The sequence below is a fragment of the Streptomyces pinistramenti genome (assembly GCF_020564935.1).
Lineage (GTDB): Bacteria > Actinomycetota > Actinomycetes > Streptomycetales > Streptomycetaceae > Streptomyces > Streptomyces pinistramenti.
In genome coordinates this window covers 90,814-103,973 of the sequence record NZ_JAJCXB010000019.1, presented here as the reverse complement: position 1 = coordinate 103,973, position 13,160 = coordinate 90,814, and the positions used below count along the sequence as shown (strand labels likewise).

Below are 13,160 nucleotides of genomic sequence, written 5' to 3'. Positions count from 1 at the left end.
CCCCGCACGCCGTCCGGTGCCGCAAGGCGATCCTTGCAGTGCCGCCGGCGTGCCGCTTTCCCGAAGAGGGGTACGTGGAGGAGTACGTGATGGCACGGGGCAGCGATACGACCGACGTGCCGGGCCCCCGGCCCGGCAGGCTCAAGGTCTTTCTCGGGGCTGCCCCTGGGGTGGGCAAGACCTACCGGATGCTGGACGAGGGGCGGCGTCGGGCCGCGCGCGGCAGGAACGTGGTGGTGGCTTTCGCCGAGTGTCACGGCCGTCCGTCCACCGAGGCGATGCTCGACGGGCTCGACGTGCTGCCGCGCGTGACACGCAGGCATCGCGGCACGGACCTCACGGAGCTGGACCTCGACCTGGTGCTGGAGCTGCGTCCGCAGGTGGTGCTCATCGACGAACTCGCGCACACCAACGCGCCGGGCGGCCGCCACCCCAAGCGGTGGCAGGACATCGAGGCACTTCTCGGCGCCGGGATCGACGTGGTGGCCACGCTCAACATCCAGCACCTGGACTCCCTCACCGACGTGGTCGAGCGGATCACCGGTGTGCCGCAGCACGAGACCGTGCCCGACGAAGTCGTCCGCCGTGCCGATCAGATCGAGCTGGTCGACCTGCCGGTCGAGGGGCTGCGCCGCCGCATGGCGCACGGCAACGTGTACCCGCCCGAGAAGGTCGACGCGGCGCTCTCGCACTACTTCCGGGTCGGGAACCTCACCGCGCTGCGGGAGCTGGCGCTGCTGTGGGTGGCGGGCCGGGTCGACGCAGCGCTGCGCAAGTACCGGCACGAGCACAGCATCGGCCGGGTGTGGGAGACCCGCGAACGCGTGGTGGTCGCGCTCACCGGCGGCCCGGAGGGCGCGACCCTGATCCGCCGCGCCGCCCGGATCGTTGACCGCTCGTCCGGCGGCGGCCTGCTCGCCGTCCACATCACCCGCAGCGACGGCCTGTCCGGATCCTCACCCGCCGCGCTGGCCGGACAGCGGCAGCTCGTGGAGAGTCTCGGCGGCAGCTATCACTCGGTGGTCGGCGACGACGTGCCCGCCGCCCTGACGGACTTCGCCCGCGCCCAGAACGCCACCCAGCTGGTCATCGGAGCCAGCCGCCGCGGCAGGCTGCTGCGGGTGCTGACGCCCCGCGGCGTGGGGGAGACCGTCGTCGCACTCTCCGGCGACATCGACGTCCACACGGTCACCCACGAACACGCGGGACAGGGACGGAGACGGGCCGCACCCGGCAGTGGTCTGCCGCGCTCGCGCCGTGTGGCCGGACCGGTGGCCGGACTCGTCCTGCCCGTGCTCCTGACCTTGGCGCTGCGCGCCGCATCGGGCCCCCTCGCGCTCAACCTCACCAGCGAGGCCCTGCTCTTCCTGCTGACGGTGCTGGGCGTGGCCTGCATCGGTGGCGTGGTCTCCGCACTGCTCGCCTCGGTGACGACCTCACTGCTGCTGAACTACTACTTCATCCCGCCGGTCGGCCACTTCACCTTCGCCGAGGCCAACATCGTCGTCGCGCAGGCCGCCTTCACCACCGTCGCCGTCACCGTCGCCGCCATCGTCGACCGCTCGCTGCGTCTCAGCAGGCGGGCCGCGCGGGCGACCGCAGAAGCCGAGACGCTGACCTCGTTGGCGGGCGGCATCCTGCGCGGTGACCGGGCCGTACCCGTACTCCTGGAACGCACCCGCGAAACCTTCGGCATGGACCGCATCGAACTGCGCACCCGAGGGGGAGAGCCGGAGCCGGGTGTGGCCGGTGGCCCCGTGCCCGACCGTGAAACCAGAGTTGCGATAGGGGATGACCGCGTGCTGGTGCTGAGCGGGCGCCGCCTGCCCGCATCCGAACACCGCGTCCTCACGGCCTTCGCCGCGCATCTGACCGCCGCCGTCGAACGCGCCCGGCTCGCCGAGGCCGCCGCCGAGGTCGAACCGGTCAGGGCGGCCAACCGCATGCGCACCGCACTGCTCGCCGCGGTCGGACACGATCTGCGTACGCCCCTGGCCGGCTGCTGGGCCGCGGTCAGCTCGCTGCGCAGCGACGACGTGGACTTCTCGCCCGAGGACCGCGCGGAACTCCTCGCCACCGCCGAGGAATCCCTGGCCAAGCTCAGCCGCCTGGTCGACAACCTCCTCGACATGAGCCGGCTCCAGGCAGGCGCGCTGACCCTGCACCTGGAGCCCGTCGCACTCACCGAAGTCCTCCCCACCGCGCTGGACACCCTGCCCGACTCACCCCCGCAGGCGCTCGTGAACGTGGTGACCCAGGGGCTGGAGACGGCCCCCGACGTGCTCGCGGACCCGCCGCTGCTGGAACGCGTCCTCGCCAATCTGGTGTCCAACGCGGTACGTCACTCGCCCGCCGGGCGACCGGTCACCATCGGCGCCAGCGCGCTGGCCGCACGCGTGGAACTGCGGATCGCCGACCGCGGCCCCGGCATCCAACTCACCCACTGGGAGCGCGCGTTCGAGCCCTTCCAGCGGCTCGGCGACACCGACAACACCACCGGCCTGGGCCTTGGCCTCGCCCTCTCCCGGGGTCTCACGGAGGCGATGGGCGGCACGCTCACTCCCGAGGACACCCCGGGAGGCGGACTGACGATGGTCGTCTCGCTGCCGGCTGCTCCTGCTCCGGTCACGGTTGCCGGGGAGCGGGCCGCGCATGAGGCATGAGCCGCGCGGTGCGCTGGGCGGCCTGCGGCCCGGGAGCGTCGAAGGCGGCCGCGGTGCGCAGGTGCTCCGGTCGTGTGTCGGCGCCGTTCGGAATCCGTCAGGGAGCGGCCCCGGTCTTTGTGCGGCATGGCGTCGGGCCGCACGGTGTAGTCCGTCGGGGTGCGCGAAGAGTCGAGGGGTTCCGAGGGTTCCGAAGTGAGGGGAGAGACGGTGTCGGAGGTGCTGTGGTGAGCGTGGAGCGCGTGGTGGGGCTGTTGGTGGCTGCGGCGTTGGTCGGGTTGCTGGTGCTTGTCGTGAAATTCTCCGACCGGTTCTGAGAGGGCGGGTCGCGCGTCGTCGAGAGCGAGGCCGGCTCGGGCGCGGGCTTCCCACCGGCGCACCATCGCGGAGTGCCGCGCGATCGGTGAACCCGCCGCTGTGCTCACCGCAGCCCGGAAGCCTTGAGGACGGCGTGTGCCTCCCGCCCGTCGATCCGGTCCGCCAGCTTCCGTAGCACGTCCGCTCCATGGCACAGCGTGCCGCGCTCGGCGGAGCGGCGGGCGCCCGCGTCGAGCAGGTGCCAGATCAGCGGATTGGCGTCCAGGACACGCAGATCCACTTCCAGCCACTGTCCGTCCGTATCTCGCAGGACGAGGTGCACAGCGGTCCTGCCGCAGCACCGCACCACGACCAGCGCGTCGGTACGCACCCGACGTTCGCGTACGAGTCCCCGTACCGCCAGCCACCCGTCGCCCGCGGTCACCCGCGACGGCAGGAAGACCGCGAGGACCAAGATCCCGAGTGCGGCCCAGAGTCCGGCGCGCGGCAGTGTGAGGCCGCCCGCGCCCCAGTCGAGCAGCATCAGCGGGCCGACGAACGCCAGGGAATACTGAAGGGCGTGCCGGGCATCCGCACGCCAGTGGCGGTCGACGGCTGTGGTCCGCCGTGCGGCGAGCGCCGGCGCGACGGGAGCGGTTCGCCGTTCCATACCGCCGACCCTAGGCAGGGCGGGCGTGGGCGCCGGGTCCGCTGGCACCCTCTTGATGCGGCGGGGCCCGTCTTTATCGCGTTGTTGATACTGAGGGGCCTGGGGGTGTTGAGGCGACGTGGACGCGGGGGCAGTGATCGCGTTCGGGTTCTGAAGGGCCGGATGCCTGGTGGGCCGGCCGTCCGGTGAAGTAGTGAAGGTACTCGCGCTCCAGGCGGAAGCCGGCGGTCCAGGCGAGGAGCCGGCTGGGGCGGTTGTCGCGGGAGCAGGTCCAGCTCGGGGTGCGGCCGCGGGCCGCGACATCCGCGCACAGGGCCGTGACGCAGGCCAGGGCCAGGCGCTGACGGCGGTGTTCGCGGACGGTGACGCAGGCTATGTCCTCATACCTGCTCCCGCGGAAGTACGTACAGGCCACGGCGAGAATGCGGTCCTTGTGGACGGCCGCCCAGCCGTGCCCGGACGCGGCGAGTCCGGCCGGTCCGCCCCAACTGGCGTGAATCCAGGACGTGTCCGGGGGCAGACCGGCGAGCGCCGGAGCGTCGTCCGCCGTCAGCCGGCGCACCGTCACGCCGTGGGGCATGCGCGGCGCAGGGACGGGGACCTGGTGCACGTACAGCATCCGCTCCCACGGCACGATGAGGTCGAAGGCATCGCCCAGGACCGGCAGGAAGCGGGCGGGGGTGCGCACATAGTGCGCGGCGAAGGCGGCAAGGGCGTCCGGGGCCAGGGCGCCCGGGTCGCCGTGGAGCAGTACGTGGCCGGCGCACGCGACGGCCATGACACGTGGCTCGATGGCGCGGTCGGCCCACCAATGGCCCACTCCGGACGTCAGCACATGTTCGGTCAGCGCCGCCACCCCGGGAGATCCGGCGGCGAACCAGGGGGAGAGGGAAGGGAGTTGGGATGGGCTGAGTTCGATCATGCGGGTGTTCCTCGGGTGGGTTCGGGGAGAGTGGGTTCGGGGGGCGGGATCGGGGGGCGGACGCGGCCTGGAACGGGGCCGGGTCCGCCCCGTTCGGCGGTTCAGCGCTGCCAGGAAGGCGGCAGTCCAGCAGGGCGGGTGGCGCTGCGCTTGACGAGCTGCCGGGCGGTCTTGAAGTCGATGCCGGGAGGTGGCGCCGGTGATCAGGGCGATTCGAGAGGAAAGGTCGGAAGCGGACGTGAGCCATTCCGGGAGGCGGGCGTCTCCGGGCGGTGTGGCGTACGGCACGGAGTTGTCGGCCCTGACCTGATGCGGTATCGCCGTGACGGCGGACGATCGAGAAGAAACCGGGCGTTGTTCACGTCGCCTATCAAATGCCGTGCCGCGCACGGCTTCAAGAGCTCCACGCGCCCCTTGACGACCCCCTGATGAACCGCGGTTCTCGACGCCTTCTCCGCTCGTCCCCCTGGTGCGCCGGTGCCCGCATCAGTCTGCGTGGTGCTCCGTGACCTCGGCGGGCACGTCCGTGGCGGCTCGCAACGAGAGGACCATGGTGAGCCCGCCTCCCGGGGTGTCCTCGGGGGTGAGCGTGCCGTCCATCGCCTCGGCCAGGCCGCGGGAGAGCGCGAGCCCGAGCCCGAGGCCGGTGGTGTTGTCGTGGTCGCCCCTGCGCTGGAACGGCACGAAGATCCGGTCCCGGTCCTCCGGACGCAGGCCCGGCCCCCGGTCGATGACCCTCAGTTCGACGCGGGAGCCGAGGGCGCTGGCACTGATCAGCACCCGTTGCTGCGCGGGCGAGTGCCGCACGGCGTTGATCACGAGGTTGGCGATGATGCGCTCCAGCAGCGGCGGATCCGCGAGGACGTCGCAGATCTCGGCCAGCCCCTGGGATTCGATCGGCACCGATGCGGCGGGCAAGGTGTCCAGCGCGAGGGGCAGGACATCCGCGAAGGCGGTGGGCCTCAGGTGCAACGTCAGGGCGCCGGCCCGGAGTCTGCTCATGTCGAGAAGGTTGTCCACCAGGCGGTTGAGCTTGGCGAGCGACTCGTCGGCCGTCGCCAGCAGCTCGTCCCGCTCCTCCGCGGAGAAGTCCACGTCCGTGCTGCGCAGCGAACTGATGGCGGCGCGGCCACCGGCCAGGGGCGTCCGCAGGTCGTGGCTGACCGCGGCGAGCAGCGCCGTACGCATCCGGTCCGCCGCCTTCACCGGTTCGACCTCGGCGGCGGCCTCGGTGAGACGGGCGTGGTCCAGTGCAGCGGCGAAGTGGGCGGCGAAGGCGGTCAGCACCCGGTGCTCGGATGCGGGCAGGCTGCGCCCTCGCAGGACGAGCACCCGGTCCGGCCCGGCCGGCACCTTCACGAGCCCGTCACCACCGTCAACCCCTTCGGCCTCCTGGCCCGAACGCGGGACGAGTTCGGCCGACTCCATGCCGAAGGTCTCGCGGGTGCGCTCCAGCAGTATCGACACCGCTTGGTCCCCGCGCAGAATGCTGCCTGCCATGGAGGAGAGGGCCTCGGCCTCCGCGGTGGCCCTCGCCGCGCGCCGCGAAAGACGCAGGGAGCGGTCGACGATCGCCGCGACGGTGACGGCGACGGCCACGAAGACGGCAAGGGCGAGGGCGTTGTTGGGCTCGGTGATGGTGAACCGGCCGCTCGGCGGGATGAAGTAGTAGTTCAGCAGCAGCGACGCGGTGAGCGAGGCGAGCAGCGCGGAGACCACACCGCCGAGACAGGCCACGCCGATGACGGTGACGAGGAGGAGCAGGGCCTCGCTGGTCAGGTTGAGCGTGCCGCGGTTGTTGGCGAGGGCGGCGGTCAGCAGGAGCGGGAGGGCGAGACCGGCCATCGGCCCCGCGACGCGGCGCGCCCGCGGCAGTTGACGGCCGGGTACGGGCAACCGGCGCCCGCGCCCGGCTCGTCCGTGCGTGACCATGTGGACGTCGATATCGCCGGAGAGCTCGACCGTGTCCTCGCCGATACCGCGCGGCGCCAGCAGGCGGGACAGCCAGCTGCGGCGGCTCGTCCCCAGGACGAGCTGGGTGGCGTTCTCGGCTCGCGCGAACTCCAGCAGCGCGGACGGCACATGATCGCCGACGACCGAGTGGTAGCTGCCGCCGAGGCTCTCGACGAGGGCGCGCTGCTTCGCGAGGGCGGCGGGGGAGGCGTCCGCGAGACCGTCACTGCGGGCGATGTGCACGGCCAGCAGGTCGCCGCCGGACGAGCGGTCCGCGATCCGTTCGGCCCGGCGGATCAGCGTCTCGCCCTCCGGCCCGCCGGTGAGCGCCACCACGACGCGTTCGCGGGTCTCCCAGACCGTGCCGATGCCGTGCTCGGACCGGTACTTCTGCAGAGTTTCGTCCACCCGCCCGGCGACCCACAGCAGCGCGAGCTCCCGCAGCGCCGTCAGATTGCCGACGCGGAAGTAGTGCGAGAGCGCGGCGTCGACCTTTTCGGGCCGGTAGACGTTGCCGTGCGCCATCCGCCGGCGCAGCGCCTCGGCGGGCATGTCGACCAGCTCGATCTGGTGGGCGCGACGGACGATGTCGTCGGGGACGGTCTCCCGCTGCGGGACGCCCGTGATCTTCTCCACGACGTCGTTGAGCGACTCCAGATGCTGGACGTTGACGGTGGTGACGACATCGATCCCCGCGGCGAGCAGTTCGTCGATGTCCTCCCACCGCTTGGCATGACGCCCGCCGGGAACATTGGTGTGCGGCAACTCGTCGACGAGCGCGACCTCGGGCCGCCGAGCGAGGACAGCGTCGAGATCCAGCTCGCTGAACGTGCCGCCCCGGTAGGCGCGCTGGGCCCGGGGGATGAGCTCCAGTCCTTCGAGCATCTCCTCGGTGTGCGGCCGGGCGTGGCACTCGGCGTACGCCACCACCACATCGGTGCCGCGTCGAGCACGGCGACGCCCCTCGTCCAGCATCCGGTAGGTCTTGCCGACCCCGGGCGCCGCCCCGAGAAACACCTTGAGCATTCCTGGCCGTACGCCTGGCGTACCGGCTGCGACAACCCTCGGCGCCACCGAAAGCCCCTCCCTGCCCGGTTCTGCACAGCCCCACATCGCCTGCTTCTGCGAGGGGGACCTCGGGTGGCCGAGCGGCACGGGATGTGTGCCATGGTCCCCATCGGCCCGGCAAGCCCGTGGCGGAACCCAACGATGTTGACGCTTTCCTGATCCGGCCCGCCCCGCCGAACGCGAGCCGGCGACGATTCCCCGCCGTCGTCCCGGCACTCGCGAAGCCTCGGCGCCCGCCGCGAGGAACTGCCGTTGCGCACGGCGGATGCGCGAGCGAGCCTCCGCACCGCGCAGTGCCGACGGGTGGCCTCCGCGGCATCAACTGCGGCCCGGCCGCCAGGTTCGGCACCGTCCGATGACTACGCCCGGCCCGCTACCGGGACCGCTCCCCGTGGTGGGACAGGGCCGCGTGCGGGTCGCTCGTACCGGTGGGGGTGTGGTCGGTGTGGAGGGTTGCCGCGGTCAGCCTCGGGACCGCGTGGAGCAGGGCATGCTCGGCGGCAACGGCCACCTCGTGGGCCTGGACAACGGTCAGGTGCGGGGCGACCACGATGTCGGCCTCGGCGCGCAGCGCGTGACCGATCCACCGCATCCTCACCTGCCCGATGCCCAGCACACCCGGCACCCCACGCAGCGCGCGCTCCGCATCGTCGACCAGGCCAGGGTCGACGGCGTCCATCAGGCGCCGGTAGACCTCGCGGGCAGCGTCCTTGAGCACCAGCAGGATGGCAGCGGTGATGAGCAGGCCGACGACCGGATCGGCCACCCGCCAGCCCAGGGCGGCGCCACCGGCTCCCAGGAGGACGGCGAGGGAGGTGAAGCCGTCGGTGCGGGCGTGCAGGCCGTCGGCGACCAGCGCCGCGGAACCGATCTTCCGGCCGGTGCGGATGCGGAAGCGGGCCACCCACTCGTTGCCGGCGAACCCGGCCAGCGCGGCCGCGGCCACCGCCCACAGGTGGGTGATGTCGCGGGGGTTGACCAGCCGGTCGACGGCTACCCAGGCGGCCAGGGCGGCGGAGGCGGCGATGGTCGTCACGATGAGAATGCCGGCCAGGTCCTCGGCGCGGCCGTAGCCGTAGGTGTAGCGGCGGTCCGCCGCCCTGCGCCCGAGGACGAAGGCGACGCCGAGCGGGAGGGCGGTCAGTGCGTCGGCGGCGTTGTGGATGGTGTCGCCGAGGAGCGCCACCGATCCGGACAGGGCGACGATCACGGCCTGGACGGCGGTGGTCGCGCCGAGGACGGCCAAGGAGATCCACAGCGTCCGCACCCCCTCACGGGACGTCTCCATCGCCGCATCGACCTTTTCGCCGGCCTCGTGACGGTGCGGCCTGACGAAATGGGCGAGCCGGTGCCGTACCCCGGCCGTCCGTGAACCGCCGTTCCGACCCACACCTCCGGTGCGACCGGGCCCGTGATGGTGGTGGCGTCGTTCGTGTGCGTGGCTGCGCTGATTCCCCTCCATACCGCTCACCGTGGCACACGAACTCGATCGCAGCTACTGCCGATATACGACCTGTGACCAGGTGCGATGCCTTTGCAGATGCCCTCGCTGAGCAGCTGGTCCGCCGCACCGGGTCACGTCGCCATCCGGCACGAGCAGATCATTCTCATGCCCGCCCGGCCGCGCCGCACTGCGCCCCACCCGCCGCGCGGTGCGACGCGACGTCGACGAGGCGACCCGGCTAGGAGGTCTCCGGGAAGTCCTGCCGCCCGCCCGGATCCGTTCTGCGGGTGCGGGGCTGCTGGGCCGACGGCATCCGTTCCGTGAGGTCTTCCAACGCCGGGAGCGCGTCGTACAGCAGGCGCTGCCGGTCGGGAGTCAGGCGGGCGATCTCCTGGGCGAGACGGCTGGTGGTTTCGCAGCGTACGGAGTGCAGCAGGGTCTGGCCTGCGGGGCTGAGGCTGAGCAGGCTGGCGCGCTGGTCCTCGGGGTCGGGGCGGCGGGCGATCCAGCCGCAGGCGTCGAGCAGGTCGGCCATGCGGGAGGTGGTGGACAGCGCGATGTCCATCCGTGCCGCGAGTTCGCTGATCCGCAGCGGTGCGTGGGTGTCGAGCACGGCGAGGGCGGCCAGTCTGCTGGGGGTCAGGTCGCGGTGTGCGCTGTGGCCGCGGAGGGCGGGGAGCAGGCGCAGGACGGCGGCGCGCAGCCGTCCTGCCGCCTCGGCCGGTTCAGCCGGGGCCTGGGGAGGTACGGGCGCCGGTTCCGTTCCGCGCGGCGTTGCGCCGGGGCCCTGCCGGTCGACGGTGTCCATCAGCCACTCCCGGAGTGTGGCGGCGGGGCCGCACGGTCCTCGGGGCCGGGGGCCGGGCAGGGGGACGGCGCGGCTGCGGGTGCGGGGGGGGGGCCGGTGGGGCGGCGGGCAGCCGAGGAGCCGGCGGCCCGTACGGCGGGGGCTTTGGGTGCCGGGGTGCCGGCGGCCGTGTCGTCATGGATGTAGCGGCCGCCGCGCAGCAGGGAGGCGACGGCGGCGATCAGGCAGGCGGCGATGGCGAAGTTGAAGGCGACGGCCAGTCCCTGGGCGAACGGGCCGGAGATCAGCTGGGGGAAGAATTCCCGGCCGGTCAGATACGCGGCGTGGCCGTGCGGCAGGCCGTCGAGCACCTGCGGGCCGAGCAGCGTACGGATCGGGTTGTAGCCAAGGAGCGAGGCGAACAGCACGCCGACCGGCGGCAGGGCGGCGACCTTGGCGGCGTCGGCGGGCGGGACGCCCTGGGCGGTCAGGCCGGTGGTCAGGGCGTGCGGCAGGGAACCGGCCAGCCCGGTGATCATCAGGGAGAAGAAGATGCCGATGGACAGCACCATGGCGGAGTTCTGGAAGGTGGTGCTGATGCCGGCGCCGACGCCGCGCTGGTCGGGCGGCAGGCTGTTCATGACGGCGGCCCTGTTCGGCGCCGCGAACAGGCCCATGCCGACACCGTTGAGCAGCAGGATCACGGCGAAGCTGCGGTACCCGAAGTCGACCGGCAGCGTCTCCAGGGCCACGAACGTACCGGCGGCGAGCAGCATGCCTCCGGTGGCGAAGGTACGGGCGCCGAACCGGTCCGAAGCCCAGCCCGAGACCGGCCCCGCCACGAGGAAGCCGAGGGTCAGCGGAAGCATGTAGATGCCCGCCCACAGCGGGGTCTGGGTGAAGCTGTAGCCGTGCCGGGGCAGCCAGATGCCCTGAAGCCAGATGATCAGGATGAACATCAGGCCGCCGCGGCCGAGTGAGGCGAGCAGGCTGGCGAGGTTGCCCGCGGTGAACGCCCGGATGCGGAAGAGCCTCAGATGGAACATGGGCTCGGTGACCTTCGACTCGACGACGCAGAAGACGCCCAGCAGCAGCACCCCGCCCACGAGCGCGGCGATCACCGCGGGATTGGACCAGCCCATGGTGTGCCCGTCGTAGGGCTGGATGCCGTAGGTGATACCGGCCAGGACGGCGATGAGGCCGGCACCGAAGGTGACGTTGCCCCACCAGTCGGGCCGGGCGGGGGTGCGGATTCCGGTGTCGTGCAGCTTCAGGTAGGCCCAGACCGTGCCGAACACGCCGAACGGCACCGAGACGAGGAAGACCAGGCGCCAGTTGACGGGGCCGAGCAGGCCGCCGAGTACCAGACCGACGAAGGAGCCCGCGATCCCGGCGACCTGGTTGAGTCCCAGGGCGAGGCCGCGCTGCCGGGCGGGGAAGGCGTCGGTGAGGATCGCGCTGGAGTTCGCCATCAGCAGTGCGCCGCCGACGCCCTGGAGGACCCTCATGCCGATCAGCCACAGGGCGCCGGCCGTGCCGTGCATCCACGTGACGGACAGCAGCACCGAGAACACCGTGAAGACGGCGAAGCCGAGGTTGTACATGCGGGTACGGCCGTACATGTCGCCGAGCCGGCCGAAGCTGACCACGAGGACGGCGGTGACGACGAGATAGCTCATGATCAGCCACAGCAGCAGGCCGGTGTTGCCGGGCTGCAGCGGGTCGACGCCGATGCCGCGGAAGATGTCGGGCAGCGCGATGAGCATGATCGACATGTTGATCGAGGCGATCAGCACGCCGAGGGTCGTGTTCGAGAGAGCGACCCATTTGTGGCGCGGGCCCGGGGTGCGGCTCCGGGCGCGGAGCGGGCCGGACAGGGGCGCCGGACCAGCAGCGGACTTTCCCACGGGACATCACTCCCACCGGGATTTCACTTGCTTGACATCAACCAATTTAGCCCTTGCCGCCGACGTCGGCCAGGGCTCCGTCCGGCCGTGAAACGCTCAGGCCGGCAGGCTGCGGGTGCTCGGTGGACCACGCTCACACCGCCGCGGCCCGTGAGCGTCCAGCCATCCCGCAAGAACACCACGCTCGTCACATGCTGCCCCCCCGCAGACACTGTCCCAGCGCCTTCAGCGAAAAGCAGGTACCGGCGAGCCGAGCGCGTCCTCCACCACGGCGATCTCCACCTCCGATCCACCTGTGGGGCGAAACCGCCGATCAGCAGGCGTGCTGATTCCTGCCTTGAGGATTCCCGAATGATCCACGGAGATCGTGGAGTTGCCCTCTCCTCAGCCATGAACAACGCGGCGTCAGACTCCTGCGTCGTATGTCATCGTGGCGGGCGAGGTCGACGGCATTTCTGCCGCACCGCTACGTACGGGACATTCTCGGGAGAGGCAATGGGAGCCGCCATACGTAAGGCTGTTCACGCCGCTGACGGTGAACACATCAGCCTCTCTACCGTGACGCCGCAGAACGAGAGCGTCGGGGCCTGCGGCGTAGTCCTCATGCATGGCGCCGGTACCGGTGACAAAGCGCGGAATCTGCCGTTCGCCGAGGACTTCGCCGCGCACGGGCATCCTGCCGTCGCGCTGGACTTCTCGGGCCACGGGGAGAGCACCGGCGAGCTGCCCGCCCTCAGCCTCAGACGGCGGCGCGACCAAGCCGCAGCCGTCATCGACGCAGCCTTCGGCGCTGAACGCCCCCTGATGCTGGTCGGGTTCAGCATGAGTGGCCAGACCGTCGCCGATCTGCTGGACGTCTACGGCGAGCGTGTGGCGGCCATCGTTCTCTGCGCGCCGGGAATCTACGGGAGGGACGCCTGGGACGTTCCCTTCGGCGCTGGATTCACCGAGTTGATCCGGCGTCCGGAGAGCTGGCGTGACAGCCGGGCCCTGGACACCTACGCGCGATTCACCGGCCGCGCGCTCCTGGTCGTACCGGAACAGGACACGGTCATTCCTGACGCTGTGACCGAGCTTCTTCACACCGCACTGGCCACCCGCGCGGACTTCACCGCCCTCACGCTCGTCGGGGCCGACCACCAGCTCGGAACCTGGCTGGCCGACCGGCCGCAGGCCCGCAGGGACATCATCAGCACACTGCTGCGGCCACGTTCCCCGGCCGATGCCACATCGGAAGGCTGAGCCGAGCCGGGGATGCGGGTCAGCACGAGGGCACCCTCGCGGTTCTCCGTGCTCCGGATGCCGTAGACATCAGTGTCGCCTCCGGCCTTGCGGTGGCCATCGGCCAGTTCCCTGGAGGCGGGCTGTGGAGTCGCGGCGCGGGTCGGAGGGCCCGTTGAAGTCGCCTCGCGGTCACGACGACCGCCGCCATCCGTCCCGCCGCACCCG

Annotated in this window: 9 protein-coding genes; 3 read left to right on the top strand and 6 right to left on the bottom strand. The window is 71.7% G+C overall.

Annotated elements, in window-relative coordinates; genetic code table 11:
• Window positions 1-89 precede the first annotated feature (89 nt).
• Both LIU39_RS16035 and LIU39_RS16030 read left to right on the top strand, forming a co-directional pair.
• On the top strand, window positions 90-2,663 hold the full coding sequence (locus LIU39_RS16035) for an ATP-binding protein (RefSeq protein WP_227047388.1): 2,574 nt from the start codon (window positions 90-92) through the stop codon (window positions 2,661-2,663).
• Window positions 2,664-2,890: 227 nt separating this feature from the next.
• Window positions 2,891-2,980 carry a K(+)-transporting ATPase subunit F gene (locus LIU39_RS16030; RefSeq protein ID WP_227047387.1) on the top strand — a complete coding sequence of 30 codons (90 nt, stop codon included), beginning with the start codon at window positions 2,891-2,893 and terminating at the stop codon, window positions 2,978-2,980.
• Between the two features lie 104 nt (window positions 2,981-3,084).
• Here LIU39_RS16030 and LIU39_RS16025 read toward each other — a convergent pair whose 3' ends face one another.
• The 6 genes from LIU39_RS16025 to LIU39_RS16000 form a co-directional block, all read right to left on the bottom strand.
• Complete coding sequence (locus tag LIU39_RS16025) at window positions 3,085-3,630, bottom strand: hypothetical protein (RefSeq protein WP_227047386.1); 546 nt, start codon at window positions 3,628-3,630, stop codon at window positions 3,085-3,087.
• A gap of 73 nt (window positions 3,631-3,703) precedes the next feature.
• Window positions 3,704-4,552 carry a GNAT family N-acetyltransferase gene (locus LIU39_RS16020; RefSeq protein ID WP_227047385.1) on the bottom strand — a complete coding sequence of 283 codons (849 nt, stop codon included), beginning with the start codon at window positions 4,550-4,552 and terminating at the stop codon, window positions 3,704-3,706.
• Between the two features lie 486 nt (window positions 4,553-5,038).
• Window positions 5,039-7,531 (bottom strand): sensor histidine kinase, encoded by a 2,493-nt coding sequence (locus LIU39_RS16015; RefSeq protein ID WP_227047384.1) that lies wholly within the window; start codon window positions 7,529-7,531, stop codon window positions 5,039-5,041.
• A gap of 415 nt (window positions 7,532-7,946) precedes the next feature.
• A complete protein-coding gene (locus LIU39_RS16010) occupies window positions 7,947-9,035 on the bottom strand; it encodes a cation diffusion facilitator family transporter (RefSeq protein WP_227047383.1) in 1,089 nt (362 codons plus the stop codon).
• 220 nt (window positions 9,036-9,255) lie between these two features.
• Complete coding sequence (locus LIU39_RS16005; protein ID WP_227047382.1) at window positions 9,256-9,825, bottom strand: MarR family winged helix-turn-helix transcriptional regulator; 570 nt, start codon at window positions 9,823-9,825, stop codon at window positions 9,256-9,258.
• Window positions 9,825-11,600, bottom strand: coding sequence for an MFS transporter (locus LIU39_RS16000; RefSeq protein WP_227047381.1), 1,776 nt, complete (start codon window positions 11,598-11,600; stop codon window positions 9,825-9,827). The genes LIU39_RS16005 and LIU39_RS16000 overlap by 1 nt, the downstream gene beginning before the upstream one ends.
• Before the next feature lie 669 nt (window positions 11,601-12,269).
• On the opposite strand from LIU39_RS16000, the gene LIU39_RS15995 reads away from it, so the two are divergent.
• A complete protein-coding gene (locus LIU39_RS15995; protein ID WP_227047380.1) occupies window positions 12,270-12,953 on the top strand; it encodes an alpha/beta hydrolase in 684 nt (227 codons plus the stop codon).
• Window positions 12,954-13,160 lie beyond the last annotated feature (207 nt).

Bases quoted from the DNA above. Each gene is read 5' to 3' on its own strand.
- LIU39_RS16035 (WP_227047388.1), top strand. From the start codon at position 90: ATGGCACGGGGCAGCGATACGACCGACGTGCCGGGCCCCCGGCCCGGC.
- LIU39_RS16025 (WP_227047386.1), bottom strand. From the start codon at position 3,630: ATGGAACGGCGAACCGCTCCCGTCGCGCCGGCGCTCGCCGCACGGCGG.
- LIU39_RS16020 (WP_227047385.1), bottom strand. From the start codon at position 4,552: ATGATCGAACTCAGCCCATCCCAACTCCCTTCCCTCTCCCCCTGGTTC.
- LIU39_RS16015 (WP_227047384.1), bottom strand. From the start codon at position 7,531: ATGCTCAAGGTGTTTCTCGGGGCGGCGCCCGGGGTCGGCAAGACCTAC.
- LIU39_RS16010 (WP_227047383.1), bottom strand. From the start codon at position 9,035: ATGGAGGGGAATCAGCGCAGCCACGCACACGAACGACGCCACCACCAT.
- LIU39_RS16005 (WP_227047382.1), bottom strand. From the start codon at position 9,825: ATGGACACCGTCGACCGGCAGGGCCCCGGCGCAACGCCGCGCGGAACG.